Consider the following 26,229-nt stretch of genomic DNA (forward strand, 5'->3'; position numbering starts at 1 on the left):
CGGACAGGGAGTATCCGTAATGAGCCAAACCGACAAGCCCGAGTACGAGCCCCGGCACCACACGGACGCCCCGGCCGAGGGCGAAACGGACGGATGGGTCCCGCAGGATACCGGCCTCCACAGCCAGGACCCCGCCGAAGGTCCGGACACGGACGACGGGGACGACCCGCCGCAGGACGCTTCCTGAGTCTCTTCCCCGGTCTTCCCCCGCAGTAAGCCCTCCCTGCCCGCTCAGCCTGGCGGCTCAGTATGCCCGCTCAGTGTGACGGCGCCGGCCCGGTGGTGTTACGAAGCACGAGGTGAGGCGTCCTGACCAGGTGGGCGGCCGGCGTCGTGCCTTCCAGACGGTCAATCGCACGGTCGACGGCGGCACTCGCCAGAAGCTGCGCGTCCTGGCTGATGGAGGACAACATGACGTAGCTGAGGCGGGCGAATTGGCTGTCGTCGTAGCCCAACACCGAGACGTCATGTGGCACGCGAAGCCCGCCGGCCCGGAGGCTTTCCAGCACTCCGAGGGCGCAGCGGTCGTTAAAGGCCATGATTGCGGTGGGCGGGTTTTCCAGGATCAAGCGCGCCGCCCGGAGCCCGTCCTCCTCCGTGGGACCACCTTGGACTACCCGGGCCTCAAGGCCCCGGCGCCCCATCTCGGCCACAAAGGCCTCCCTGCGTTGGGGACCGGAAACTGCGTCAGCCCCGTCAACGTGGACAATCCGCCGGTGACCGAGCGAGGCGAGGTGCTCCACGGCAATCCGGATGCCTTCGTGGTCGCTGCTGCTGACGGAGTCCAGCGCGTCCCCGACGTCATCCCGGAGCACGCTCACCACAGGCAACCTTGCCGCGTAGCCGGCCAGCTCCTGCTGTCCAAGTGTGGGGGAAACCATGATCAAGGCCTCGCAGCCGAGATCCAGCAGCGACTCCACCGCCTGCGGTTCCGGGCGAGCTGCGGCAACTGCACTCAGGGCGATTCCGTAACCGCGCTCGGTGGCCCGGGCATAGGCCGCATCCACGATTTCGGCGTGAAACGCCTGGGCCGTGGTAAAGCTGAGCCCGAGAAGCTTTGTTCGGCTGCTGCGGAGCAGCTTGGCGCGGCTGTCCGGACGGTATCCGAGTTGGCGGGCAGCTTCCCGGACCTTCAGCCGCGTTGCTTGGGACGCGCCGGGGGCATCCCGCATCACGATGGATACCAGCGCACGGGAAACACCGGCTTTTTCCGCCACGTCAATCAGCGTGGGACGTTTTTGGGACATCGCCCTCCTCTACCGCAGCCCAGTCTATAGAACGATCCAGAACCTGCGGCATGGACAGTTAAGCGTGCGGTCGGCCGCGACTCAGACGACCGACCGCACTAGCCCGGTTATGTGCAGCGGCGGCGCCCCGGGCGGGCCCCAGAACCCGCCACATCCACCGCTGCTAACTCAGCGTTGAACGCGGACGCGGGCCGAAAAGGGCGACGGCACAGCGCACGGTTCAACGACATGGGCACTGGATATGTGCCGGACCCCTCGGATTCATGACGGGGGGTTTTAAAGAAAGTTCAGATAATTCAGAACTGCGACACATCCATCTCTTCTGATGGCTGGTTTGCTGGCACTGACGTGCCTGGGGACTGTGGTCTGCGTGGGGCTGCTTTTGTTGCTGGCCCCGGCGTTGCCTCTTGCCTTCGGGCGGCAACTGTCAGCGCATAATGGGCGGCGCCCTTCTTGATCTAGAACGATCTAGACAGCACCCCGTCACCCATGCCACCATGGGTCCAGGAATCTAGAACGATCTAGTTTGAGATACAACCAGCCCAAGGAGCACCAATGACGTACCTCCACCACCCCGTGGAAGAAGAGCGCCCAGTGCGCATCGCGGTGATCGGCGCAGGATGGATTGGCAAATTCCACGCCGAGTCCATCGCCCGCCGAATCCCGAACGCACGCCTCGAGGCGATCGTCGACCCCGTTCTTTCCGCCGCCCAAGAGCTGGCCACCACACTTGGCACCAGCAAGATCAGTACAGACGTGGCCGATGTCTTGGCGGATCCGGACATCGACGCCGTGCTCATCGCCTCGCCGCTACGCTTTCATGCCGAGCTGATCACTGCTGCAGCCCACGCCGGCAAGGACATCTTCTGCGAGAAGCCTGGCGGGCGGACCGTGGCGGAACTGGACGCGGCCATCCACGCAGCGGCGAGTGCCGGCGTCGTGCTCCGCTTTGGCTTCAACAGGCGCTACTCAAGCGACTTCGCGGCGGCCCGCAGACTGATCGACGACGGCACCGTGGGCACACCGCAACTGCTTCGCTCCCTGACCCGCGATCCCGGCACCGAAGCCGGTCTCAGCAATCCGGAACGGATCGCGCCAGGCACCATCTTCCTGGAAACACTCATCCACGACTTCGACACCCTCAACTGGCTCAACCCCGGTGCGATCCCCGTCAAAGTGCACGCAGTCGCCGATGCCTTGGTGGCACCCGGGGCCAAGGCGGGCGGCCTGCTGGATACCGCCGTCGTGACCGTCACTTACAGCAACGGCGCCATCGCGGTGGCGGAAGCGAACTTCAACGCACTCTACGGCTACGACGTCCGCGGCGAGGTGTTCGGCTCGGCCGGCATGGTCATCGCGGGGACTCCGCAAGCCACGAACGCCACCAGTTACACCGCCACGGGCATCGCCTCCGAGACGTCACGACTGAACATCCGCCTCTTCCATGACGCCTACACGGCAGAGCTCGCCGCCTTTGCGGACGACGTCGCAGCGCGCCGCGGATACGCGCCGGAAGGCACGACGGCGGCCGCCTCGTTTGCCGCTGTGGCAGCTTCCCCCGTGGCAGCGCCGGGTGGGGTGGATGCGCGGAATGCACTGGCCGTTGCCCTGGCTGCCTTCAAGTCCGCGCAGACCGGGCTGCCGGTTGAGGTTTCGGAGATCGCGGTGCTCCAGGCTGCAGAGCAGGCCCGGGCCTTGCCGTCCCGCCTCCTGCAGGGAGCTGAGGCATGAGCTTCCGCCTGGCCGTCTGCGCGGAGATGGTTTACGGGGAATTGCCGCTGATCGACCGCGTGCGGCGGATCCATGAGCAAGGGTTCGAGGTAGAGCTGTGGGACACCCGGGGCCGTGACATTGGCGCACTTGCAGCAACAGGCGCCGGGTTCTCATCGATGAGTGGCTACTTTGGCGGCAGCGTGATCGATCCTGCCAACACGCATGAAGTCCTGGCTTCCGCGGAGAAGTTGATCCCCACCGCCTTGGAGCTGGGGGTGGAGAGGATGGTGGTCCACCCGGCCGAGCTCGGCGAAGGCGGGCGTGCGGTCCGGCCAACCCACCGCTCCACCGGGGAAATGTGGCTCACGGGGCTCCGAACCCTGGAGCAGCTGGGCGCCCTGGGCGAAAAGCACGGCATCACCTTCGCCTTGGAGAACCTCAACACGATCCTTGACCACCCAGGCATTCCCCTGGCCCGGGCGAAGGACACGCTTTCGCTGGTCCGGGCCGTGGATCATCCGAACGTGAAGATGATGCTGGACCTCTATCACGCACAGGTCGGCGAGGGAAACCTGATCGAGCTGGTTCGGGCGGCCCAACCGTTCACGGGCGAAATCCAGGTGGCAGATGTTCCCGGCCGGTTCGAGCCCGGCACCGGTGAGATCAACTATCCGGCGATTGCCAAGGCCCTTCGCGAGGCCGGGTATTCGGGAGTGGTCGGCATGGAGGCGGGAGCTGTGGGTGGGCATGGCATCGAGGCGGGAGACGCTGCGATGGCCGCCTTCCGGGCCGCCTTCTCCTAGCGCCGACCCAGCAGCAACACTCCGGCGTTGGCAGCAACGATCAGGCCAATCCCCGCCCACTGCACCAACTCCAACTCCTGCCCCAGCAGCAGGGCACCAATGACCGCGGCGAAGACTGGATTGATGCTCATCAGGATGCCGAACAGGCCTGCCGGGACACGCCGCAGGGCGATCAGGTCCGCAACGTACGGCAGGACCGAGGCCAGGACACCCGCGCCCACGGCGCACAGTACCGCCCAGCCATCCACTGGCCGGCTCAGGAAAACGACCACGGCGACAGGCAGGAAGAGCGTCGCCGACACTCCGGAGGCAGCAGCCGTGCCCTGGATGCCTTGGATCCGACGGCCCACCACCCGATTGAGGAGAATGTAGGCGGCCCAACTGCACGCTGCCATCAGGCCAAACCCAATACCCACGAGGTCGGTGGAGGCCTCGGGGCGGGCTATAAGCACCACGCCGGCAGCCGCGGCGATGGCACACACGGCGCCGGCCTTTTGCCTCGAGCTGACAAGGGCAACAGCCAGTGGCCCCAGGAATTCCAAGGTCACGGCAAGGCCCAGTCCAATCCGCTGGATCGAGGCATACAGTCCCAGGTTCATGGTTCCGAACGAGAGTGCCAACAGGAGCACCGGCCACCATTGCTGCCAGTTCAGCTCACGCAGCTTGGGACGCACGGCGGGAAGCAGGACGGCCGCGGCCACGAGCTGGCGTACCGCCACCACGCCCACGGGGCCCATCACGGGAAACGCCAGGGAGCCCGTCGCCGCTCCGAGTTGGTTGGAGAGCGCACTGGCTACCAAGGTGGCGGTTCCGCCCGCCGCAGCACTTCTGTTCATGGTGAGAGTGTGAGCCGGAAGTTCTTATCCACTAAATGCATGAATGACACTATTTATGCACATGATGCATGAATAGGATGGGTCTCATGGACGTGGAATTGCGGCAGCTGCGGTGCTTGGTCTCAGTGGTTGAGGAGGGGACATTCACAGATGCGGCAATCGCCCTCGGAATGTCGCAGGCGGCCGTTTCCCGCAATGTCGCGGCCCTCGAGCAGGCCCTCGGGGCAACGCTGCTGGAGCGGACCACGCGTATGGTCAGGCTGAGCCCAGCCGGTGAGCGTGCCACCGCGAAGGCCCGGCGGATCCTGGCAACGTTGTTGGACCTGGAGCGTGAAGCCCGTGGCGACTCGGGAAGGGTCCGGATCGGCTATGCCTGGTCGGCGCTGGGCGAGCACACCACCGCCTTCCAGCACCACTGGAAGGACCGCTTCCGTGATACTGAGTTGCAGCTTGTCCGATCCAATACCCCCAGCGGCGGGCTGCTGGACGGGACCACCGATCTTGCCATCCTTCGGCGCCTCCCGGGAGCCGCCGGCGTCGAACATGTCCGTATCGGTGAGGAAAAGCGCTACTGCGCCATGTCGATCGAGGACCCCCTGGCCCCACGGCGGAGCGTCAGCCTGGCGCAGATCGCGGCGCTCCCTGTGGCGATGGACTTGCGTACCGGAAGCACCACCCTTGAGCTTTGGCCTGCGGAAATGCGCCCGCAGGAGGTGATTCCCATCAGTGACATCGACGATTGGCTGACCGTCATCGGCAGCGGTTCTGCCCGCGGGATTACGGCCGAGTCCACAGCCCATCAGTACCGTCGGCACGGCGTCGTTTATCGCCCGGTCAGGGACACCCCAACGCTCCCCGTGTATGCGGCGTGGCTGACGAAGGATCCGCCGCGGGAATGCGCCTCCATTGTGCAGCTCCTGGAGTTCGTCTACGCCTGAAGGCCCCGCCCTGCCCTGCCGCCAGATCCATCAGTATGCTTACTATGGGTTCATGACTCAGCGAATGGTTTCGGATCTGATCGTGGAACGGCTCAAGGCCTGGGACGTTGACAGGGTGTTCGGCTACAGCGGCGATGGCATTAATGGCTTCATGGGAGCCCTCAGGCGCACCGAAGGCGAAGTGGAGTTCGTCCAAGCCCGGCACGAGGAAGCTGCAGCATTCATGGCCGTGGGCCACGGGAAGTACACCGGTGGCGTTGGCGTGGTCACCTCCACCCAAGGCCCGGGCGCAGTCCACCTGCTCAACGGGCTTTACGACGCGAAAATGGACGGCGTTCCCGTAGTCGCGATCATCGGGCAACAGAGCCGGACCGTGCTGGGTTCGGCCTACATGCAGGAAATCGACCTGCTCACGCTCTTCAAGGATGTTGCCGCCCAGTTCGCGCAACTCGCCAGCTCCCCGGAGCAGGTTCCCATGCTGATCGACCGGGCCTTCCGCACTGCGCTCGAAACCCGCACGCCCTGCGTGGTCATCGTCCCGCACGACCTGCAGACCGCCGAGGCACCGGAGCTCGAGCCCGAACACGGCATTGTGATGACAGCCCCCGTCTGGCACCCTGCCCGCGTAATGCCCCGCGACGAAGAACTCGACGCCGCAACGGAGATCCTGTCCATAGGCGAGCGGATTGCCTTCTTCGTTGGCCAAGGCGCCCGGAAAGCCCAAAAGGAAGTAGTGGACCTCGCGGAGAAGCTCAACGCGGGCATCACCACCAGCCTGCTCGGCAAGCCCTACGTCGACGAAACCCTCCCCTTCGCCACAGGAACCATGGGCCACCTCGGCACAACGTCCAGTGCGCATCTGCTGGAAAACTGCGACACCCTGCTGATCATCGGCTCCAACGACCCCTGGACTGAGTTCTACCCCAAGCCGGGGCAGGCCAGGGCGGTCCAGATCGACATCGACGGCCGCAAGATTGCCAACCGTTACCCGGTGGAGCTGGGCTTGGTGGGCGACGCCGGGGAAACCCTGCGGCAGCTCTCGGTTCGTCTCGACGCCCAGCAACAGGAGAAGGAAAGCCAGCGCGCCCAGTGGCGTTCCGACGTCGAGGAACAGGTACGCGGCTGGCGGAAGCTGTCCGAACAGCGCGCCGGAATTGCTGCCAACCCGGTAAACCCGGAGTTGGTGGTACGCGAACTGAGCGGCCGGCTACCGCACAACGCGCAGGTGAGTATCGACGTCGGCAGTTGCGTTTATTGGTACGCGCGCCAACTGATCCTCCCGCCGGGAGTCCCCGCCCACCTCAGCGGCACGCTGGCAAGCATGGGCTGCGCGATTCCGTACGGCTTGGCGGCCAAGCTCGCGCACCCCGACCAGCCATTGGTGGCCCTTGCGGGTGACGGCGGCATGCAGATGCTGGGCGTCTCCGAACTGATCACAGTGGCGCACCGCTGGCGGGATTGGGCGGATCCCCGGTTTGTGGTGTGCGTCTTCAACAACCGCGACTTGGCCGAGGTCTCCTGGGAGCAGCGGGAAACCGAAGCCGAACCACGGTTCAACGCCAGCCAGGAACTGCCCGACTTCCCGTTCGCCGGCTACGCGGAGTTGCTCGGTTTGAAGGGTGTCCGCGTGGACGATCCAACACAGCTCGGTGCCGCATGGGACCAAGTCCTCGCTGCCGACCGGCCTGCGGTGCTGGAGGTCCTGACGGATCCCAACATTCCCCTGCTCCCGCCCTTCCCGGCGGGTGAGCAGAAGTTGGAGGGCATGCAGTCCGCACTCAGTCGGGAAGGCTCGACCGGGGAGCACGCACTGCGACTGCTGGACGCGTATGCGGAAGGGGAAGCGCGGCTGCGGGAGTCCTGAGATGCTGGAGGCGTGACCACACTCTCGACTGATCCGCCGCGGACGGCCCTCAGCTGGAAGCTGCTGCCGGCAGCGCTGCTCTCGGTGTCCGGAGTGCCGCTCTTTGCCCTGGGAAACGACCTGCTGGGCTACTCACTGCTGGCATCTGCCTTGCTCACGGCAGCCTTCGTGGATGTGCGGCTTATGCGGCACCTGGCCTTGATCGCGGCCGGAGTTGTGATCATCAGCCTGGTCCCGCTCAACGCAGACCTGAGCCTTGGCCACATGGCGCTGATGGGCGGCGCACTGGCACTGGCGGTCTTGGTCCCCTGGCTGGTGTCCCGTTTCGCGTACCGCGAGCATGTCATCAGGTCTCCGGTGAACACGGGGCGGCAATGGCCCCTTGCGGCCAAACTCTATCTCGCAGGGGTGGTAGCACTTGGGTATTTCATCCTGCCCGCGTACCTGATCAACACCGGCGTCTATCGTAATTGGCCCGATGCCTCGGACCCCGCGATCTTTTGGCGTCTGTTCCTGGGCGTGAACACCGTGGGCATCTGGGACGAACTGTTCTTTATCTGCACCACGTTCACCCTGCTGCGGCAGCACTTCCCGGACTGGCTTGCCAACCTCCTGCAGGCAGTCATCTTTTGCTCGTTCTTGTGGGAAATCGGATACCAGGCGTGGGGGCCGTTGCTGACATTCCCCTTCGCCCTCCTGCAGGGGTACACGTTCAAGCTGACCAAGTCTTTTACGTATGTGGTGTCTGTGCACCTGATCTTTGACTTCGTGCTCTTCCTTGCCTTGGTCCACGCCCACAACCGCGACTGGCTTCCGGTGTTTGTGTATTGAGCCGTTCACCGTCCACGGGATGCCTAAACACTACTTTTCGGTATGCCTAACTTTTCGCTATCCTCGTAAGTACCAGCACGCCCCAATGACGAGGATTGATCATGGCCGCACCCACGCTCGAACTCCGCACCGGCTCCGGCCGCGTGTGGTCCAGACTGTTGATGCTCGGACCGGCCTTCGTAGCGGCCATCGCTTATGTCGATCCAGGAAACGTCGCGGCAAACCTCACTGCCGGCGCCAATTACGGATACCTGCTGGTCTGGGTCCTGGTGGCGGCCAACGCAATGGCAGTCCTGGTGCAGTACCAATCCGCTAAGCTCGGGCTGGCTACGGGGATGAGCCTTCCCGAGATCCTGGGCAAGCGCCTCGGAACGGGGCGGCGACGGCTCTACTGGGTCCAGGCCGAAATCGTTGCCGGTGCCACCGACATGGCTGAGGTCATCGGCGGCGCGGTTGCCCTCAACCTGCTCTTTGGCCTGCCCCTGCTCACCGGCGGCGTCATCATCGGCATTGCGTCGATGCTGCTTCTTGCGCTGCAATCACGCCGCGGCCAACGTACTTTCGAGTACGCGATCCTGGTGCTGCTGGGTGTCATCGCCGTCGGTTTCATGGCTGGCCTCTTCGTCAGCCCGCCCGACGCCGGCGACGCACTCGGCGGCCTGCTTCCCCGCTTCGAAGGAACCGACACCGTCCTCCTTGCAGCGAGCATGCTCGGCGCAACGGTGATGCCGCACGCCATCTACCTGCACTCCGCGCTGGCCCGGGACAGGCACGGCTTCTCAGAGAATCCAGTCGTCCGGACCCGGCTCATCAAAGCGACCCGCTTCGACGTGGTGGGCGCCCTGCTCCTGGCCGGCGTCGTAAACATTTCCATGCTGCTCCTGGCCGCCACCAGCCTCCGCGGGACAGAGGGTACAGACACCATCGCCGGCGCACATGCGGCCGTCACCAGTGCGCTGGGCCCAGTGATCGGCGTCATTTTCGCCATTGGGCTGCTCGCCTCCGGCCTGGCCTCCACCTCCGTGGGCTGCTACGCGGGCGCCACCATCATGGGAGGCCTGCTGAAGGTCCGCGTGCCACTGCTTGTCCGCCGGGTCATCACCTTGATCCCGGCACTCATCATCCTTGGCGCGGGGATCGAACCGACCCTCGCCCTGGTGCTGAGCCAGGTACTGCTCAGCTTCGGCATCCCCTTCGCACTGATCCCGCTGATCCGGCTCACGGGCAAGAAGGAAGTGATGGGGATCCACGCGGATTCCTGGCCGCTGAAAATCGCAGGATGGACAAGTGCCACGCTCATTGTCGGCCTGAACTGCGTGCTGATCACGCTGACGTTGACCGGCCAAAGCTAGGACCAAGCCGGCCCTAGGTCCAGGTAGTGTTGTCCACCGAGATTTCAGCCGCCATATCGTCGAGGAACCGCATCACAGTGTCCCTCTCCGCCGACGTGAGCCGGGCCGCGGCGAGGAAGCGGCGCGCGTGTTGGCGGCCGACAGTGCGCATGGCTGCGTCCCGGGTCTCGTCCGTCACCGCGATGGCCAGGGCCCTCCGGTCCGAGGGGTGAGGTTCCCGAGTTACGTGCCCGGCGCGTTCCAAGCGGTCGAGCAGCTTGGTGGTTGACGCCGTCGAAATATGCAGGTGCGCAGCGATGGCACCCGGAGTTGCTATGACACCGCTGTTGGCGCAGACAATCAGGTAGTGGAGCGCCCGCATGTCCGACGGGTTGAGCTTCATGTATTTCAACGACGCGTCCGAGAGCCTCTGCTCCGCGTCATTGAGCCTTCCGAGTGCCGCCATCAGTTGGTTGATCTGCTTGAGGTCGGCGTCGGTGAGACCGCTCCGATCCACGAGTTGATGCAGCGGATCGTTCGATTCCAGATCGTAAAGACGGGAAGAGGACGTACCGTCATCTTCTTCCCTTTTAAGCATGAGAGTATGTTACACCCAACTGCCTACATGGTAGTCTTCTTTCTAGCTTGTCTAGCAATATTGGCGTTGAAGGAAGGCTCATGATGAATACGACAGAGATGGTCGTCCTTCTAGACGACGCCGGCGCACCCATAGGGGAAGCCCCCAAGGCAACCGTCCACACAACGGACACGCCACTCCATTTGGCGTTCTCCTGCTACCTTCTCAACCGCTCCGGCGAACTACTCCTGACCCGCAGGTCGCCGGAGAAGAAGACCTGGCCGGGCATCTGGACCAACAGCTTCTGCGGCCACCCGGCCCCGGGCGAGGAGTTTGAGGAAGCGATCATGCGCAGGGCACGGTTCGAACTCGGGACGGACGTCACCCGGATCGAAACGGCCCTCCCCGACTTCCGCTACCGCGCGATGGACCCTTCCGGAATTGTGGAAAACGAGATCTGCCCGGTGTACGTTGCGCACATCATCGGGGAGCTTCATCCCAACCCCACAGAAGTAGCGGACTGGGTCTGGGTTTCACCCGGGCTGTTGTCCGGCGCACTTGAGCACACCTCGGCAGCTTTCAGCCCGTGGCTGGCCATGCAGTTTCCGCAACTGCTTGAAATCGGCGCCTTCCAAGCAGGAGCGAGGGCATGACGCTCATGCCCAATGTGGTGCGGACCCGACCCAACCTCTGCACCGCCATCGAGGCGGAACTGCGCACCATGATCGAGTCGCGGGCGCAGAAAGCCCAGGCCTATGGACCCGAGTTCGGCCGCTTATGGGCCATCGCCGGAGAAAACGTGCTCGGCGGCAAGTTCGTCCGTCCATTGCTGTTGGTGGAAACGTACGACGCCCTCGCCCCAGGCGCCAAGGACCGCGAAGCCGCAATCAGCATCGCGGCAGCCATCGAGCTTCTGCACTATGCCTTCCTCCTCCACGACGACGTGATCGACGGCGACCTGGTCCGCCGCGGCCGCCCCAACCTCATTGGCGCCCTCCTTGCCGAGGCCGGCCAGCTGCCGCTTACCGGTGAAAGGCCCGACGCCGGCAGGCCGGACAGTGCCCTGCACTGGGCCCAGACGGGCGGCATCCTCATGGGCGACATGCTTTTGGCGGCAACGCACCAGGCCTTCGCCCGCGTCGACCTGGCCCACCCGCTCCGGCTGCGCCTCCTGGACCTCCTGGAGCACACGATCAACGAGACGGTGGCCGGCGAACAACTGGACGTGGGACTCGGAGACGGGATCGTTGCCCCCGAGCTGGAAACCATCCTGAAGATGTGCGGCTACAAGACCGCCACGTATACCTTTGAACTTCCCCTCCGCGCGGCAGCCGCGCTGGCCGGCGTCGAACCCTCCCTGGAGTCTGCGCTCACCAATGCCGGGCGCCATCTGGGACTGGCCTTCCAGCTCCAGGACGACCTCCTGTCCACATTCGGCGATCCGCGGCATCACGGCAAGGATCCCTTTTCCGATCTCAGGGAAGGCAAGCAAACGGCCATCATCGCGTACGCCCGGAAAACCAGTGCCTGGGCAGCCATCGAGCCTTCCTTCGGCCGGCCCGACCTAGCCGGCGCGGAGGCCGAAGAGGTCCGGCGGCAGCTGTCCGAGTGCGGTGCCGAGACGTTCGTCCAAGGCCACATCGACCAGCAAACCCGGGCCTTCCACGAACTGGTCAGCACCGAACACATCCCCGCCCAGGTCCGCAGCGTACTGGTGGACCTGTCCGGACACCTCGAAGGACGGCAATCATGAGCCTGGACGTAGATACATCCTTCAGCCAGTTCACGCGGACCGCGGAACGCGCCGCCAACCAGGTCATTGCGGCCTACTCAACCTCGTTTGGACTCGCCACCCGGCTTTTGGGTCCACGGCACCGCCAGCACGTCCGCAACATCTATGCCTTGGTACGGGTGGCCGATGAGTTGGTGGATGGCGTCACGGCCGAGGCGGGGCTGAGCCGCCGGCAGCAGTGCGAAGCCCTGGACCACTTCGTGGAGGAGACCCACCGGGCGCTCAAGATCGGATACAGCAGCGACCTCATCATCCATGCCTTTGCCCAGACGGCCCGGGCAGCAGGAATCGATGAATCGCTGGTTGATCCCTTCTTCGCCTCCATGCGGACTGACCTCGGCAACCAGGACAGCGCCCCGGCAGCACCGCTTCGGTTCGACTCAACGGCCCACCAAGGCTACGTCTACGGTTCGGCGGAGGTGGTGGGGCTGATGTGCCTGCGCGTCTTCCTTCGCGGCAGGAAAATCGACGACGCCGACGCCGCCGCTTTGGAGTACGGGGCCGGACGGCTCGGAGCTGCTTTCCAAAACATCAACTTCCTCCGGGACCTCTCAGACGACACAACGCGCCTGGGCCGGAGCTACCTCGGCACGGCTGACCACTTGGAGGACAGGGAGCGGATGGAGTGGGTCGCTACTATCCGCGCCCAGCTCAAGGATGCCGAGGCCGTGATCCCGCTGCTCCCCCACGATGCCCGCGCCGCAGTGCGGAGTGCCCTGGAACTCTTCGCCGCCCTTGCCCGAAGGATTGAAAGGACATCCGTGGCCGAGCTCTACGAATCCCGCGTGCGCGTACCGGACGTCTTCAAAGCAGGACTGGCCGCCCGGGCGGTTGCCGCAACCTGGCTGGAGTCCCGCCGATGACAAGGACAGTAGTGATCGGCGGCGGCATCGCTGGGCTTGCCACCGCCGCACTCCTTGCCCGCGAGGGCCACGAGGTCCAGCTTCTGGAAAAACTCCCCCGCGTCGGTGGCAGGGCCGGGAGCCTGGAGCGCGAAGGCTTCCGCTTCGATACCGGTCCGTCCTGGTACCTCATGCCCAACGTTTTCGACCACTTCTTCGAGATGCTGGGAACCAGCACTTCGGAGCAACTGGACTTGCGCACGCTCAGTCCCGCATACCGCGTCTTCAGCGAACCGGATCACGACGGCGGCACACCAGTGCCGCTGACCGTCCCGTTGGGCAGCGAACAGGTTCGGGCAGCGTTCGAAAGGCTGGAACCCGGGAGCGGTGCCCGCTTGGCGGACTATCTGGAATCGGCCAGGCACACCTCGGACATGGCCGAACGCTATTTCCTCTACAACCCCTTTACCAAGCTCAAGGCCCTCCTTCAGCCCGAGGTGGTCCGCGGCCTTCCCGAGCTGGCCCGCTTGCTGGCCACGCCCCTGGAAAAGTTCATTGCAGCACGATTCCGGAACCCGGTCCTTCGCCAGGTCTTGGGCTACCCGGCAGTCTTCCTCGGCACCAATCCGGCCGATGCTCCCGCGATGTACCACCTGATGAGCGCCCTGGACCTGGGTGATGGGGTGCAGTACCCGATGGGCGGTTTTTGGCATCTTGTGGAGCGGCTCGAAGCCCTTGCCCTTGAAGCGGGTGTGCGGATCCGGACGGAGGCGGAAGTAGTGGGGATCGCTACGCGCGAGGCGCAGCCCAAAGGGCAGGACCGCTTCACTCCCCACGGCCACTTCCAACGGCCCGCGCCTTTCCGCGTCCGCAGAAACCGTGAGGTAACCGGGGTCAAGTGGCGTGATGGCGCCGGGCAAGAGCACTTCAGCGTGGCGGACAACGTGGTGTCCGGGGCCGACCTTCATCACACGGAAACCAGCCTCCTGGACATCACCGACCGAAGCTATCCACGTTCTTGGTGGCAGCGCCGGACCAGCGGTCCCGGGGCAGTCCTGGTGATGCTCGGGATTAGGGGGCATCTCCCCGAAATGCCCCACCACTCCCTCTTCTTCACCCGCGACTGGGAGGCAAACTTCTCCGCGATCTTCGACAAGCCGTCACGGATCGCGGATCCGGCTTCGATCTACGTCTGCAAGCCCAGTGCCACGGATCCCGGGGTCGCTCCCCCGGGCCATGAAAACCTCTTTGTCCTGGTCCCCGTCCCGGCCGATCCTTCGCTGGGCTCCGGAGGACCTGACGGATTGGGCGACCAGCTGATTGAGCAGGTGGCCGATTCCGCCGTCGAGCAGATCGCCACCTGGGCGGGCATACCCGACCTCCGCGAGCGCATCGTGGTCCGCCACACGATCGGGCCGGCTGATTTCGCCCGCGACTACCATTCCTGGCGCGGCGGCATGCTGGGACCGGCGCATACTTTGGGACAGAGCGCCATGTTCCGGGCCCAGAACGCTTCCAGGAAAGTGGAAGGACTCTACTACGCCGGCGCCACCACAGCTCCTGGAGTGGGTGTACCCATGTGCCTCATCAGTGCAGAACTGGTCCTGAAGCGAATCCGCGGCGATCATAGCCCCGGTCCGAGTTCCAGCAAACGACACGTCACTGCGAAGCGTCCGGCCGGGGCTTCCGGAAGGGCCGGATGATGGGGATTGTGTATCTGGCGTCCCTCCTTACCGGCATCGGCTGCATGCTTTTGCTGGACCACCGGTTCCGCCTCTTTTTCTGGCGCGATGCGAAAGCAGCGGCGATTGTCACCGTCGTCGGGGTGCTGTTCCTCCTTGGCTGGGACCTGTCCGGTATCGCCTTGGGTATCTTCCTGCGCGGGGAAGGTGCCATCGCCACGGGCGTGCTGATCGCCCCTGAGCTGCCTCTGGAGGAACCTGTGTTCCTGTTGTTCCTGGTCCTGTGCACGATGGTGCTGTTCACGGGTGCCCGGCGGATGCTCGCAGCCCTGCCGACGCGATCCGCCAGCGAGGATCGCGAGCGTGAGAACGCATGACGTACTTCTGGCTCGCGCTGGCTTTCGTAGCCGCCGCGGCAGTGGCGGGGTTCGCCCTGGCACGGGCCGCGACAGCGGCACCCGCCACTGCGGGCGGCCCCAGCGACGGCCGCCACTGGCAGGCAGTTGGCCTCGCGTTCGCGGCACTGGCGGTGCTAACGGCTGTGTTCGATTCGGTCATGATCGGCATGGAACTGTTCCACTACGACGATGCCCATCTCCTAGGCCTCAAGATCGGTTTGGCGCCCTTGGAGGACTTCGCTTATCCGCTCGCCGCCGTGCTGCTGCTTCCCGGGCTTTGGCTGTGGCTGACGCATCGCACAAAGGACCGCGAGGACGGCCACAACCAAGCCCGCGGCCCTGCGCTCTCCCAGCCCGGAGACCCCTCCGGAGCAAGGCCCGCCGGACTTCTTTCGCAGGCTCTCCTTGCGTCCCGGCCCGTCAGTTGGATCAACACTGCCTACCCTTTCGCCACGGCGATGCTGCTTACCAACCGGGAGATCGACTGGGTCCTCGTCCTGGGAACCTTCTACTTCCTGGTCCCCTACAACCTGGCGATGTACGGGATCAACGACGTTTTCGACTACGCCTCGGACCTGCAGAACCCGCGCAAGGGCGGGATCGAGGGGGCCCTGCTCCCACCCCGGCTGCACCGGCCCATGCTCTGGCTCGCAGCGCTGACGAACATCCCGTTCCTGGTGGTCCTGGCCGTCGCCGGTGGACCTGCTGCCTGGCTGAGCCTAACCGTCAGCGCCTTCGCGGTGGTGGCCTACTCCGCCGCCGGACTCCGGTTCAAGGAGAAGCCCCTGCTGGACTCCATCACATCCAGCACGCACTTCGTGAGCCCCGCCGTCGTCGGCCTGGCGATCGCCGGAGCGGAGGTGACCCCCGGCCTCATCATCCTGCTGGCCGCGTTCTTTGTCTGGGGCATGGCGGCGCACGCGTTTGGTGCGGTGCAGGACATCGTGCCGGACCGGCAGGCCGGTATCGGTTCAATCGCCACGGTGATCGGTGCCCGCGCCACGGTGCGGCTCGCCGTCGTACTCTGGCTGCTCGCCGGACTCGCCATGCTGGCCACCCCGTGGCCCGGGCCGCTTGCGGCTATTGTCGCCATTCCGTACGTCGTGAACTGCGCACCGTGGTGGAACGTCACGGACACGACGGCGGCACGCACCAACACCGCGTGGCGGCGGTTTATCCTGCTCAACTACGGTTCGGGATTCCTTGTCACGCTGATCCTCATCCTGCAATGGAACATCACGTCATGAGTGCGGGGATCCGCCAGCCTCCGGCTCGTCGTCGACGGTGTCCAGGGCTGCGCTCATCTGCTGAAGGAAGCCCATCACTACCTGCGCTTCCCCGGCACTCAGGGAAGCGGCGATGTCCAGCATCCTGCGGTGCATGGCTCCAAGGGTGTGCCGGACTTCCTGGTCCGAGGCGGGAGTGGGACGCAGGATCAATGCCCGGCGGTCAGTGGGGTGCGGCTCACGGCGAATGTGGCCGGAATCAACAAGGCGGTCTATCAAGGTGGTCATGGACGCCGAGGTTATGCCAAGGCGGTCACCAAGATCCTTGGGCTTCATCACGCGGCCGTCGGCCTCCGCTTCGAAAAGGTACCTCAGGGCAAGCAGGTCCTTTTCGCCCATCAGCATGGACGAACGGGTCCGTTTGCGCATGGCCTGTTCCGAAACCCGGTAGTCACGGAGGGCGTTCAAGACGCCCACGGCCAGTTCCTTCTGCCCAGGGTCTTTCCCGTACCAATAGCCCTTGGCGTGGCCGTGTGCGTCCATCCAACAATCCTTCGCAAAGCATAATGCTCGTTTACCTAGCATCTGATACTAAGTCCGGAGAGGGCCCACAGGGAAAGAGGCTATCCACATGAATAGAATAAAGTCGGATTTCATTCGCCAACTTTCGGTGACCGTGAGCCTGGTGGTTGGCACTGCTCGGCGCAGCAGTGATCGTCCGTACGCGTTTAGACCTGCCGCCGTTCGCGTACGCAGCGGCCGTGACAGATAGCGCTTGGGATGATCGGAGCTTACATTGGGAACCATGACTGCTGAAGATAGGGCCGAGGACTTCGAACAGTTGGTCGACCTCATCGCCGGCACAGAGGACATCAAGGAATTCCTGGACGGGCTCACCGGGTTCTCCGCTGCCATGATGAGCGGGGCCATCGGCGTGCACATCGAGTGCGCCGTCACACTGCGCCGCAGGAAGCGCACGGCCACCATCGGCGGCAGCAGCGAGCGGGCCATCACCCTGGACCGGATTGAGCAGGCCATGGGCGAGGGCCCCTGCGTGGATGCCCTGGACAGCGGAGTCCCCAAGGTCCTGGAAGACGCCGCCAGCGATCCCCGGTGGCCGGACTACTCGGAAGCCCTGTTGGCGGCCGGCATTGCGAGCGCTTTGGGTGTTCCCATGGAACTTGGGGAGGAATCAGCTGCTGTGCTGAACTTCTTCGCCGCGGAACCCGGGGTTTTCACCAGGAAAGCCATCGACGACGCCGTGCTGTTCGTGGCGATGTCCAGCAAAGCCTTGCGCCTGGCCGTCAGGATTGCGGCCGCGGACCAACGGGGAGACGATCTCAGGACCGCCATGGAGAGCAGGACGGTCATCGACCTGGCTTGCGGAATGATCATGGCGCAGAACCGCTGCTCCCATGACGAAGCCTTTGAGATCCTGCGGCGGGCCTCCAGCGACCGCAACCGCAAGTTGCGCGATGTTGCCCAGGAGATCGTGGACCGGATGGCCGGGCAACCCCACACAAAGCCGGCCCACTTCGAGGACTGATCAACAGTTCGCGAAGCCTACTATCATTTGCCCAACATATTGCGTAATTATTGACATGACATAACTCACATTCTGTAAGCTTATTTTCTAGTCAGGCAGCCGGCTTCCTTCGCTCTATTTTCGGGAGGTCCGTATGGCCCCCAATTCCGTCCAAGCCGCCCACGCCCACGGTGTAGCTCCCTTTGCAGCCCCCATTGCTCGACGAGGAGCAAACCGGCCGCACGATCTGCCCACCAAGCCCGATGCCCTCCTTGGGGCGCTGGCCGTCCGCGAACTCTTCCGGCGCTGGCCCCTGGTCCCCACCCGCGAACTGGAACGCATCCGCCATGTCCTGGTGCACTGCGACCAATTGGGCTCGGCAGAAACGCACCATCTCTCAGAGCCTGCCCAGGCCCTGCTGGAACTTGTTTCCACCGAGCTTGACCGCCGACGGCAGAAAGCCATGGCCGCCCACCCGGCAAGCGGCGGGTCCCCGGGACCGGCAAAAGTACTGACGTTACCCGCACCGGGAGAACGGGGTGCCGTGTGATGGCCGGGCACTTCGAACTCATCGATGCCGTCGGCGGCGACTGCCAGGTGAGGCTGGTGGACGCCGAGGGCACCGAGCTGGCGCTGTCCATGCCGTTCCATGACAAGGACTCAGCCGCGAAAGGGATCTACTCGCTGCGCGAAATCGCAGCAAGCGGCCTGGTCGAGGACCACACAGCCAGCGCCAACTGACCGCTGCTAACCCAGGATCGGAAGGCCCGCCGTCGGGAACGAACTCGGGAAGACCGACGGCGGCGGCACGGGGACGGCGTCAAGCGGAACCGTGACAGCTGCCGGACCAACCGTGACCTCGTGATCACGCACCTGCACGCGCAATGGCTCATTGCTGCTGTCCTGACCCTCAACGAGTGCCAGGCCCATGGAGCCTTGCGACAGGTCCACGGACAGCAGGCGTCCCTGGACCCTGAGCCGGAAGGAGAGACTCTCCCAACCGTCAGGCAGGCGGGGGTCGAACCGCAGCACCTCGCCCTGGTCGCGCATGCCCGCGAAGCCACAAACCAGCGAACTCCAGATGCCGCCGGTGGAGGCGATGTGCACGCCGTCGATCGTGTTCCCGTGCGAGTTGTCCAAGTCGATGAACAGGGCATCGGTGAAGTGCTTCAGCGCGAGCTCGCCATATCCGATCTCGGCCGCCATGATGCCCTGCACGCAGGCGGACAGGGTGGAGTCGCCGGTGGTGATGGGATCGTAGAAGTCGAAGGCGCGCTGCTTCTCCTCGGCGGTGAAATCCTGCCACTGGAGGAACATCGCCAGCACCGTATCGGCCTGCTTGAGCACTTGGTGGCGGTAAATCACCAAGGGGTGGAAGTTCAGCAGCAGCGGGTACTTGGACTTGGGCGTGTTCCAGTCCCACGGCTCCAGGGTCATGAAGTCGTTGTCCTGGCTGAAGACCTGCAGGTGCGGATCGTAGGGCAGGGACATGCGCTCTGCAGCCTGGCGCCACACCATGCGTTCGGTATCCGGGATGCCCGCATGCTCCAGCGCCGCTGCGGCACGCAGATTGAAGCGGGCCATGACGTTGGTGTACAGGTTGTCATTGACCACGGCGGTGTACTCGTCAGGACCCGTGACGCCGTGGATATGGAACATGCCGTCCTTGCCGAAGAAGCCCAGGGAAGCCCACATCCGCGCGGTTTCGATCAGCAAGTCCGCGCCGATCTCCGACTGGAATCCTGCATCGCTGCTGGCCCACTGGTATCGGTTTGCCGCGAACGCGATAGCCGCCGCGATGTGGAACTGGGCGGTTCCGGCGGCATAGTACGCACTCGCTTCGAGGCCATTGATGGTGCGCCACGGGAACAGCGCCCCGTCCACGCTCAGCTCCTTGGCCCTGACCCGGGCGTCGGGAAGCATGGCGTGCCGGGACTCAAGCACCTTCCGGGCGCCGTCCGGGTTGGTGTATGTCAGGTACGGCAGGAGGTACACCTCCTGGTCCCAGAAGTAGTGGCCCTCGTAGCCTGAACCGCTCACGCCCTTGGCCGGAATACCGGCAACCCCGGCCCGCGCCGTCGCCTGGGCCAACTGGAAGAGGGCCCAGCGGACGCCTTGTTGGAGTTCGGGTTGTCCACCGATCGCAATGTCCGCGGTGGTCCAGTAGTCGTTGTAGTGCGCAAGGCTCTGGCGCAGGACCTCGTCGAAGGTCACCAGGTTGGCTTCCGCCTCCGCAGCCAGGTTCTCTCCGCGGTCTTCGTCGCTGGAAGCCCCGGCCACAACGTAGCTGGCGGTCTTCTGCAGGCGGAATGCCTCACCCTCGTGGATGGCAAGGACGTACCGGACAGATGATTCGTCCTCCGCGACAAGCGTCTCAAAGGGCTGCCACTCGGCCGAGATCGAGTGGTCCACTGCCAGGGCAACACGCTGGCGTGATTCCGAGGTTTCCCAGGCGAGCCGCAGCGAACCGTCGGCCCCCTGGATGTGCAGGGGCAAAAGGACGCGGCCGGCGTGGCGTCCGGAACGGCGCGGGTCGTGCACCGAGTGGTCCTCAACAGGCTGGTCCTGCCGGTTGACCACCGCGGACGTGATGTCCGCGGACACGTCCCGGTCGGCGCTGACGCTCAGTTCCAAGCCGAGGCATCCGCGGGAATCGAACCCCACCACGCGGCGCTCCACCGTGGTCACGGTAGCACCGGAACGGCAGGCCCACGTGGTGGTTTCCTCGTAGACGCCGGTGGAGAAGTCGATGCTGCGGTGGTAGTTCAGGACCGTGGATTCGGCCAGGCTCAGGATTTCGCCGTCAATGGAAATCGTGAAGTTGTTGGCATCCGGGACGTACACGATCCGCTGGCCCGTCCGGGCGAAGCCGTAAGCGTTTTCGGCGTGCTTGATGTCCCAGATCTCGTGGAAACCGTTGATGAAGGTGCCCGGAAGTTCGCCGTCGCCACGGGTTGAGTGGGCGCCACGGATACCAAGGTGGCCGTTGCCAAGCGCAAACAGTGTTTCCAGTGTTCCTTCGTCGCCGGGGACGTGGATGTTCTCCACGAGTTTCCAAGGCTCGCAAGGGAAACGCAGCCGGTCAGAGCTGATGAGTGCCATGGGCTGTTGAAGTCCTTCGAAAAAGTAGGGTCAGAGAAGGTCGTCGAGGTCGTCTACCACCAGCGTCGCGCCGGCTTCGAGCAGGGTTTGGCGGCCTGCACCGCGGTCCACGCCTATGACGGCCTGGAAGTTGCCTGCGCTGCCGGCCTGGACACCGGACACCGCGTCCTCCACCACGATGCATTCTTCCGTGGGGACGCCCAGCAGGGAGGCTGCATAGGTGAACGTTGCGGGGTCCGGCTTTCCGGGAAGCCCGACGGCGGCAGCCACCTGGCCGTCAACCACCACCTCGAAGTGGTGGTCAAGTCCGGCGGCTTTCAGCACGGCGGGAGCGTTGCGGGAGGAAGAAACCACGGCCACATGCATGCCCTGCTCGAGGGCGGCGTTGATGAACTTGACCGAGCCCGGGTAGGGCTCCACGCCGCGGGTATCGACGATTTCGTTGAAGATGGCGTTCTTGCGGTTCCCCAGGCCCTGGACCGTTTGGCTGGTGGGGGCATCGTCCGCCGGTCCCTCCGGCAGGGTGATGCCGCGGGAGGTGAGGAAGTCCCGGACACCGTCGAAGCGCGGCTTGCCGTCGATGTGGTCGAAGTAGTCGCTCTCCCGGTAGCCCTCGGGATGGTTTTGTTCCGCAAGGTAGCCGTCGAACAGTTCCTGCCACGCTTGCTCGTGCACCACGGCAGTTGGCGTCAGCACGCCGTCGAGGTCGAAAAGCAGCGCGGAGGCGCCGGTCCAGGCAGTACGAAGGTCAGTCATGTGCATTGTTCCGTTCAGCGCTTGTGGCGCGTGGTCTTGCGTTCGATGAGCTTGGTATCGAGCAGGTGGTTGGAGGGTCGGTTGGGGGTTTCGGTATTCAGGAGTCTCTCGCAGAGCAGGTTGGCCGCGAAGGCGCCTTGGTCGGCCACGGGCTGCGCCACCGTGCTCAGGCCAAGGAACCAGCTCATGGGGTGGTCGTCGATCCCGATCACCGACATGTGCTTCGGTGCGGACAGGCCATGCTCCCGCAGGGCCATCAACGCACCGAACGCTGCCTCGTCACAATGGGCGAACAGCGCCGTTGGCTTCCCGCCGCGGGCGATGAGCTCGGTCATTGCCCGGCGGCCATCGTCAATGGTCGGATCGCAGGCCACCGCAAGGTCCGGGTGGACGGTGAGGTGGTGGTCATCCAAAGCGCGGCAGAAACCCTGGTACCTGGGAATGTCCGCGGGAACGGGTTCGGTACTCGTGAGCGCGGCCAAATTCCAATGGCCCAACTCCAGCAGGTGTGAGGTTGCCCGCCACGCTGCGTGTTCGTCATCGATACCAACATTGTCCCACGGAACATTGCGCATGCCCACGCTGGCCACTGCAAGCCCGGAAGCTTCCAACGATCCCACTTCCGCGGGGTCGAGGTCAACATTGAGCAGCAGCACGCCGTCCACTCTCTGGGCCAGTCGCTCCAGGTCGCCGAAGACCTGCTCCTTCACGCTTTTCTTGTTGCGCAGGCTGACCAGCACTGTGTCGTAGCCGCTGTCGACGAACACTTCCTCGGCAGCCTCGACGGCCTGGGCAAAGAACCAGGTGGTGGCCGTGGGGGCAATGATGGCTACGGACCTTGTATTCCCGCCGGCAAGCCTGGAAGCGGCGGCCGAGGCTTTATAGCCGAGTTTGCTTGCGGCCTCGGCCACCTGCCGCTGGGCCTTTTCAGAAACGTTGGGGAGGTTCCTGAGTGCCCGGGAGACGGTACAGATGGACAACCCCGAGAGGAGTGCAACGTCCTGTATCGTCACCCTTTGAGTCCTAACCATTCAACACGGCCTCAACCCTTTCCATACGTGATCCGCACATAGCACGGTCCCGCATTCCGGGCGCCGCAGCCAAAAGTGTAAGCGCTTACAATTTTGTCATTCAACAGAGTGGTCCTGAATACGGAATTGTGACGCGAATCTCACCGAGGTGTTGCTTCAAGGACCCCGGATGCCGTCTAATCCCCCCTCCCCCCAACTGGGGGACAGATAACGCTCCATTGAAGCCTCAGTAGGACAAGTGCTGTCCCCTAGTTGGGCTGGGTTGCCCCGGGGCCGAGGACGTAGTAGCGGAGGAATGCGCTGACATCAACGAGTTCGGGGGGCTCGATCCTGTGGCCCATCCCCGGATAAGTCCGTGCCGTGAGGGCGGTGTTGGCGTTCAGCCATTCCTCCGTGTGGGCAATGGCGTCCTCGTTGATCACGGGGTCGGCTTTGTCCCTGCCCCAAAAGAAAGGTGGCGGGACATCAAACGACTCACTCAGGGCTAGGAGATCGTTGTCCAGCACGAATCCGGAGAGGCCCACCGTGGCGGCAAACTGTTCCGGCTTCAAGCGCAGGAGCGTGCTGGCCATTGCCATGCCTTGCGAGTAGCCCAGGAGGCTCACGCTGCTGTGGTTCTTCCGGACTGCGTTGATCCAGTCGAACACCCTGTTGGTGGAAGTGATGACATCTGCGAAGTCGTTCGTCAGGAAGTAGTCCAGGAGGAACCAGCCGTAGTGGTCACCGATGACCTTGGGGCCGCGCAGTGCCACGCACGTAAATTCCTGCGGAAGGTGCGGAAACAGCGCAGCCATGCGTTCCTCGCTGGTCCCGTAACCGTGCAGCATCACCAATAAAGGCGTGCCCGCGCGCTGGTTTTCGGGCTTCGACCAAACCACTGAATCCATGGGCACGAGCCTAGTAGACTGACCGCATGACACCGCAGGAACTGGCCAACCTGGCCCATCTGCGGCGTGCCCGCGACTTCATTGACCGCGAGTACGCGCGGCCGCTGGATGTGCCCACCATGGCAGCCGGTGCCCTCATGTCCCCGGCCCATTTCTCCCGCCAGTTCAAGGCCGCCTACGGAGAGTCGCCCTACAACTACCTCATGACCCGCCGCATCGAACGGGCCATGGCCCTGCTGCGCGCCGGGACCAGCGTCACCGATGCCTGCATGGAGGTGGGCTGTACCTCGTTGGGGTCGTTCAGTTCGCGGTTCACGGAGATCGTCGGCATGACCCCCAGCGAGTACCGCACCCAGGAGCATGAGGCCGTGAAAGCCATGCCGAACTGCATCGCCAAGCAGCACACGCGGCCCAGCCGGAACAAAGCGGCCTCAGCCACGCAAAGCTGAGCAGGATCGGAGAAGCGCCGCGCCTCCTCCTGCAATAGCGTGTGATTCATGAACATCTCCTTGAAATACGCACACGTCACAGTCAACGATGTCGACGAATCCCTCCCCTTCTACCGCGATGCGCTGGGCCTGCAGGTCAGGAACGATGTGGGCTCCGGCGGACAGCGCTGGGTAACCCTCGGAAGCGACGCCCAGCCGGACCTCGAACTGGTCCTCTCACCGCCACACGCCGGCCGCTCCCAAGCCGACGGCGACGCCATCCAGGAACTCCTGACCAAGGGCGTCATGCCCATGCTCGTCTTCAACACTGACGATCTTGACGGCACTTTCGAGAAACTCCGCGCCTCCGGGGCCGAAGTCCTCCAGGAACCGATCGACCAGCCGTGGGGCCCGCGCGACTGCGCGTTCCGCGATCCCTCCGGCAACATGATACGCATCAACCAGGGCTGAAGCCGCCCGGGGAGAAGTACGACGACGGCTGCCGGCCTTGTCGCAAAGGCCGGCAGCCGTCGTCGTACTTAAACGTCCTGGCGGGCGACGAAGTCCGCATCCGTCCACTCGCCGCCTTGGTGGGTGGACTCGATGGCGGCGCCCACCACGTCCGGCAGGCTCGACCGCTTGCTGTAGGCCTGCCGCTGCAGCAGTTCACCGGTCCCGCGGTGAAGAATGGCGGCGAGGCCTGCCGTGGCGGCCTCGAGGTCACCGGCCTCGCTCAATGCCGGCCCCACGTGCCGCAACAGGGTACCCACCACATCGGCAGCAGGGTACGGGACCTGTTCCAGCGGATGGAGCAGTTGGTCGCCGACCCCAAAGCGGCTTGCCCGCCAATTGGCCATCCGCAGCACGCTGGTCGGGGCGCCCGACGGCGGTACCCCCTCACGCCATTGCCTCGCCGAAGTTTCCACCAAGGCCCGGGCCACAACCGCGATGGTCAGTGCGTCCCCGGCGTAGAGGCAGACATCGGCGATGCGGACTTCCACGGTTGGCTGGCCGCGGGACAGGCGTGCATCGAAATAGATCATGCCCTCATCCAGCGGGACGGCCGTGTCCAGGAGTCCCCGGAGTACCGCCCGGTAGCCCTGCTCGGACCCGAACACGTCCATGGGCCCGGCAGTGGGCCAGCGGTTCCAGATCTGCGTGCGGTAGCTGGCGAACCCCGTATCGGCGCCCATCCAGAACGGCGAGTTGGCGCTCAGGGCGAGGAGGACGGGAAGCCAATGGCGCATGCGGTCCAGGACTGCCACGCCTTCCTCCGTCGATTCAATGGACACGTGGACGTGGAAGCCGCACGTGAGCTGCTCCCGGGAAATGAGGCCGAACTCGGTTCCCATATTCGCGTAGCGCTGGTTCCCGGGGGTCGGTGTCGCATGGAACACGGGAGGCGTGGCCAAGGCAGCAACCCTGGCGCCCAAGCTCCGGGCGGCACGGTCCGCGGCCGTCCGGCCGAGCTGGATTTCCGCACGGAGGGCAGCGGCCGTGCTGCACGGACGTGAATTTACCTCGATCTGTTCCTGCTTGAACTCCGACTTCAGCGACGGCCCATGGTCGGGGTCGAAGGTTCCGGAGACTGCATCAAGGATGCCCGGGGCAAGGGCCAACGGTGTTCCGTCAACCGGATCGGCAATGAGCAATTCTTCCTCGACGCCGAACGTTCGCATGGCCACCACTCCTCCCCAGCGGCAGGTCTTCAGGAGCCGCAATCAAACGTGTCGCGGAACCTCCATCTGGAAACCGCAGCGGCAGTGCAGGACTTGGGTCTGCAAGTAGACCTCCAGCAGGCTGGGACTTCCCGGACCGTCGGTGGTGCGGGGAGCTTCGATGATGCGCTCTGTGGGCCTGCCCAACGTCATGGGTTCGCCGCAATGCGTGCAGCTGAACCACAGTCCTGCCGCCGAGGTGGAAAGGAACTCCGCCTGGATTTCGGGGACCAGCTCCGCCAGCCGGACGGCATGGGCGTAAAAGGTGTCGCACTCGCTGCAGGTATAACTGACTTCAACAATCTCGGACTGGTTGGGCTCTGCCTCAACCACGGTTTCAACAAATATGTACGAATCGGTATCGCAAACCGTGCACCACGGCCGCGAGCCGGTGTCAGAAGTAGCAGGGGCGGCCCCGGTCAAACGTTTCGGGGCTGGAATCGGGGAACCAAGCGTCATTGCCATTCTCCTTTTATTGCAAGCACCACCGGGCGGTGGTTTCCGACAACAGTCCCTTGCGGGACGCACTGAACAGCGTCGGGAGAAGCGAATGCTCCTAAAGGAGGCCTGCACGGGCTGGGAAAGGCGGCTTGTTGATCCCAAGGTCCGCCAAAGCTGCTTTCCTGGATGCTTCCCAGGTCATGAGTCTCCAAGGGCTATCGGCTTAACCCACCTATGAATGTAGTTCACTGGCGCCGGGGG

At 64.4% G+C, this 26,229-nt stretch carries 28 protein-coding genes; 18 read left to right on the forward strand and 10 right to left on the reverse strand.

The features are described from left to right. The first annotated feature begins 19 nt into the window (after positions 1-19). Positions 20-187, forward strand: a complete 168-nt coding sequence (locus ACIPY2_RS16470; protein ID WP_400267468.1) for a hypothetical protein — start codon at positions 20-22, stop codon at positions 185-187. A gap of 70 nt (positions 188-257) precedes the next feature. Here the strand turns inward: ACIPY2_RS16470 and ACIPY2_RS16475 are convergent, their stop codons facing one another. Then, a complete protein-coding gene (locus ACIPY2_RS16475; protein WP_400267469.1) occupies positions 258-1,247 on the reverse strand; it encodes a LacI family DNA-binding transcriptional regulator in 990 nt (329 codons plus the stop codon). 555 nt (positions 1,248-1,802) lie between these two features. Here ACIPY2_RS16475 and ACIPY2_RS16480 point away from each other — a divergent pair. Beyond that, on the forward strand, positions 1,803-2,978 hold the full coding sequence (locus tag ACIPY2_RS16480; protein WP_400267470.1) for a Gfo/Idh/MocA family oxidoreductase: 1,176 nt from the start codon (positions 1,803-1,805) through the stop codon (positions 2,976-2,978). After that, positions 2,975-3,763 carry a TIM barrel protein gene (locus tag ACIPY2_RS16485; protein ID WP_400267471.1) on the forward strand — a complete coding sequence of 263 codons (789 nt, stop codon included), beginning with the start codon at positions 2,975-2,977 and terminating at the stop codon, positions 3,761-3,763. Before ACIPY2_RS16480 ends, ACIPY2_RS16485 begins: the two co-directional genes overlap by 4 nt. Here the strand turns inward: ACIPY2_RS16485 and ACIPY2_RS16490 are convergent. Further along, the gene (locus ACIPY2_RS16490; RefSeq protein WP_400267472.1) at positions 3,760-4,599 is read right to left on the reverse strand and encodes an EamA family transporter; all 840 of its coding nucleotides are present in this window, start codon (positions 4,597-4,599) and stop codon (positions 3,760-3,762) included. The two genes, ACIPY2_RS16485 and ACIPY2_RS16490, sit on opposite strands and share 4 nt — an antisense overlap. Before the next feature lie 86 nt (positions 4,600-4,685). Here ACIPY2_RS16490 and ACIPY2_RS16495 point away from each other — a divergent pair, with 86 nt between their 5' ends. From ACIPY2_RS16495 to ACIPY2_RS16510, 4 genes are all read left to right on the forward strand, one after another. Next, entirely contained in the window at positions 4,686-5,537 is an 852-nt protein-coding gene (locus ACIPY2_RS16495) for a LysR family transcriptional regulator (protein ID WP_400267473.1), read from the forward strand. A gap of 52 nt (positions 5,538-5,589) precedes the next feature. Next, a complete protein-coding gene (locus ACIPY2_RS16500) occupies positions 5,590-7,401 on the forward strand; it encodes a thiamine pyrophosphate-requiring protein (RefSeq protein WP_400267474.1) in 1,812 nt (603 codons plus the stop codon). A 12-nt stretch (positions 7,402-7,413) separates the two neighbouring features. Continuing rightward, positions 7,414-8,232, forward strand: a complete 819-nt coding sequence (locus ACIPY2_RS16505; protein WP_400267475.1) for a CPBP family intramembrane glutamic endopeptidase — start codon at positions 7,414-7,416, stop codon at positions 8,230-8,232. A gap of 101 nt (positions 8,233-8,333) precedes the next feature. Further along, positions 8,334-9,584, forward strand: coding sequence for an Nramp family divalent metal transporter (locus tag ACIPY2_RS16510; RefSeq protein WP_400267476.1), 1,251 nt, complete (start codon positions 8,334-8,336; stop codon positions 9,582-9,584). 13 nt (positions 9,585-9,597) lie between these two features. Here the strand turns inward: ACIPY2_RS16510 and ACIPY2_RS16515 are convergent, their stop codons facing one another. Then, positions 9,598-10,161, reverse strand: coding sequence for a MarR family winged helix-turn-helix transcriptional regulator (locus ACIPY2_RS16515; protein ID WP_400267477.1), 564 nt, complete (start codon positions 10,159-10,161; stop codon positions 9,598-9,600). An 83-nt stretch (positions 10,162-10,244) separates the two neighbouring features. Between ACIPY2_RS16515 and idi the strand changes: the two genes are divergently transcribed. Genes idi through ACIPY2_RS16545 form a run of 6 tightly spaced genes read left to right on the forward strand, consistent with a single transcriptional unit; the run spans position 10,245 to position 16,101 of the window. Beyond that, positions 10,245-10,793, forward strand: coding sequence for an isopentenyl-diphosphate Delta-isomerase (idi, locus tag ACIPY2_RS16520; protein WP_400267647.1), 549 nt, complete (start codon positions 10,245-10,247; stop codon positions 10,791-10,793). Continuing rightward, positions 10,790-11,893 (forward strand): polyprenyl synthetase family protein, encoded by a 1,104-nt coding sequence (locus tag ACIPY2_RS16525; protein WP_400267478.1) that lies wholly within the window; start codon positions 10,790-10,792, stop codon positions 11,891-11,893. Before idi ends, ACIPY2_RS16525 begins: the two co-directional genes overlap by 4 nt. Next, positions 11,890-12,795, forward strand: coding sequence for a phytoene/squalene synthase family protein (locus tag ACIPY2_RS16530; RefSeq protein ID WP_400267479.1), 906 nt, complete (start codon positions 11,890-11,892; stop codon positions 12,793-12,795). Before ACIPY2_RS16525 ends, ACIPY2_RS16530 begins: the two co-directional genes overlap by 4 nt. Next, complete coding sequence (gene crtI / locus ACIPY2_RS16535) at positions 12,792-14,477, forward strand: phytoene desaturase family protein (RefSeq protein ID WP_400267480.1); 1,686 nt, start codon at positions 12,792-12,794, stop codon at positions 14,475-14,477. The genes ACIPY2_RS16530 and crtI overlap by 4 nt, the downstream gene beginning before the upstream one ends. Next, entirely contained in the window at positions 14,477-14,833 is a 357-nt protein-coding gene (locus tag ACIPY2_RS16540) for a lycopene cyclase domain-containing protein (protein ID WP_400267648.1), read from the forward strand. The genes crtI and ACIPY2_RS16540 overlap by 1 nt, the downstream gene beginning before the upstream one ends. Next, positions 14,830-16,101 carry a prenyltransferase gene (locus ACIPY2_RS16545; protein WP_400267481.1) on the forward strand — a complete coding sequence of 424 codons (1,272 nt, stop codon included), beginning with the start codon at positions 14,830-14,832 and terminating at the stop codon, positions 16,099-16,101. Before ACIPY2_RS16540 ends, ACIPY2_RS16545 begins: the two co-directional genes overlap by 4 nt. On the opposite strand, the gene ACIPY2_RS16550 is transcribed toward ACIPY2_RS16545, so the two are convergent. Then, a complete protein-coding gene (locus ACIPY2_RS16550; RefSeq protein ID WP_400267482.1) occupies positions 16,096-16,623 on the reverse strand; it encodes a MarR family winged helix-turn-helix transcriptional regulator in 528 nt (175 codons plus the stop codon). The genes ACIPY2_RS16545 and ACIPY2_RS16550 overlap by 6 nt on opposite strands. 262 nt (positions 16,624-16,885) lie before the next feature. On the opposite strand from ACIPY2_RS16550, the gene ACIPY2_RS16555 reads away from it, so the two are divergent. The 3 genes from ACIPY2_RS16555 (at position 16,886) to ACIPY2_RS16565 (ending at position 18,346) form a co-directional block, all read left to right on the forward strand. Then, positions 16,886-17,626 carry an ANTAR domain-containing protein gene (locus ACIPY2_RS16555; RefSeq protein WP_400267483.1) on the forward strand — a complete coding sequence of 247 codons (741 nt, stop codon included), beginning with the start codon at positions 16,886-16,888 and terminating at the stop codon, positions 17,624-17,626. 133 nt (positions 17,627-17,759) lie between these two features. Next, positions 17,760-18,155, forward strand: coding sequence for a hypothetical protein (locus ACIPY2_RS16560; RefSeq protein ID WP_400267484.1), 396 nt, complete (start codon positions 17,760-17,762; stop codon positions 18,153-18,155). Beyond that, positions 18,155-18,346 (forward strand): YegP family protein, encoded by a 192-nt coding sequence (locus ACIPY2_RS16565; protein WP_400267485.1) that lies wholly within the window; start codon positions 18,155-18,157, stop codon positions 18,344-18,346. The genes ACIPY2_RS16560 and ACIPY2_RS16565 overlap by 1 nt, the downstream gene beginning before the upstream one ends. 6 nt (positions 18,347-18,352) lie before the next feature. Here ACIPY2_RS16565 and ACIPY2_RS16570 read toward each other — a convergent pair whose 3' ends face one another. From ACIPY2_RS16570 to ACIPY2_RS16585, 4 genes are all read right to left on the reverse strand, one after another. Continuing rightward, positions 18,353-20,707 carry a glycoside hydrolase family 65 protein gene (locus ACIPY2_RS16570; RefSeq protein WP_400267486.1) on the reverse strand — a complete coding sequence of 785 codons (2,355 nt, stop codon included), beginning with the start codon at positions 20,705-20,707 and terminating at the stop codon, positions 18,353-18,355. Positions 20,708-20,737: 30 nt separating this feature from the next. Continuing rightward, positions 20,738-21,469 (reverse strand): HAD family hydrolase, encoded by a 732-nt coding sequence (locus ACIPY2_RS16575; RefSeq protein ID WP_400267487.1) that lies wholly within the window; start codon positions 21,467-21,469, stop codon positions 20,738-20,740. An 8-nt stretch (positions 21,470-21,477) separates the two neighbouring features. Beyond that, on the reverse strand, positions 21,478-22,476 hold the full coding sequence (locus ACIPY2_RS16580) for a LacI family DNA-binding transcriptional regulator (RefSeq protein WP_400267488.1): 999 nt from the start codon (positions 22,474-22,476) through the stop codon (positions 21,478-21,480). A 266-nt stretch (positions 22,477-22,742) separates the two neighbouring features. Beyond that, positions 22,743-23,381 (reverse strand): alpha/beta hydrolase, encoded by a 639-nt coding sequence (locus ACIPY2_RS16585; protein ID WP_400267489.1) that lies wholly within the window; start codon positions 23,379-23,381, stop codon positions 22,743-22,745. Between the two features lie 26 nt (positions 23,382-23,407). Here ACIPY2_RS16585 and ACIPY2_RS16590 point away from each other — a divergent pair, with 26 nt between their 5' ends. Together ACIPY2_RS16590 and ACIPY2_RS16595 are read left to right on the forward strand one after the other, a co-directional pair. After that, positions 23,408-23,830 (forward strand): helix-turn-helix transcriptional regulator, encoded by a 423-nt coding sequence (locus ACIPY2_RS16590; protein ID WP_400267490.1) that lies wholly within the window; start codon positions 23,408-23,410, stop codon positions 23,828-23,830. A 48-nt stretch (positions 23,831-23,878) separates the two neighbouring features. Beyond that, complete coding sequence (locus ACIPY2_RS16595) at positions 23,879-24,280, forward strand: VOC family protein (RefSeq protein ID WP_400267491.1); 402 nt, start codon at positions 23,879-23,881, stop codon at positions 24,278-24,280. A gap of 68 nt (positions 24,281-24,348) precedes the next feature. On the opposite strand, the gene ACIPY2_RS16600 is transcribed toward ACIPY2_RS16595, so the two are convergent. Both ACIPY2_RS16600 and ACIPY2_RS16605 read right to left on the reverse strand, forming a co-directional pair. Further along, positions 24,349-25,488, reverse strand: a complete 1,140-nt coding sequence (locus tag ACIPY2_RS16600) for a glutamate--cysteine ligase (protein WP_400267492.1) — start codon at positions 25,486-25,488, stop codon at positions 24,349-24,351. Positions 25,489-25,530: 42 nt separating this feature from the next. Continuing rightward, the gene (locus ACIPY2_RS16605) at positions 25,531-25,860 is read right to left on the reverse strand and encodes a hypothetical protein (protein WP_400267493.1); all 330 of its coding nucleotides are present in this window, start codon (positions 25,858-25,860) and stop codon (positions 25,531-25,533) included. Between the last annotated feature and the right edge of the window lie 369 nt (positions 25,861-26,229).

This window comes from Paenarthrobacter sp. NPDC089675 (genome assembly GCF_044749185.1).
Taxonomy (GTDB): domain Bacteria; phylum Actinomycetota; class Actinomycetes; order Actinomycetales; family Micrococcaceae; genus Arthrobacter.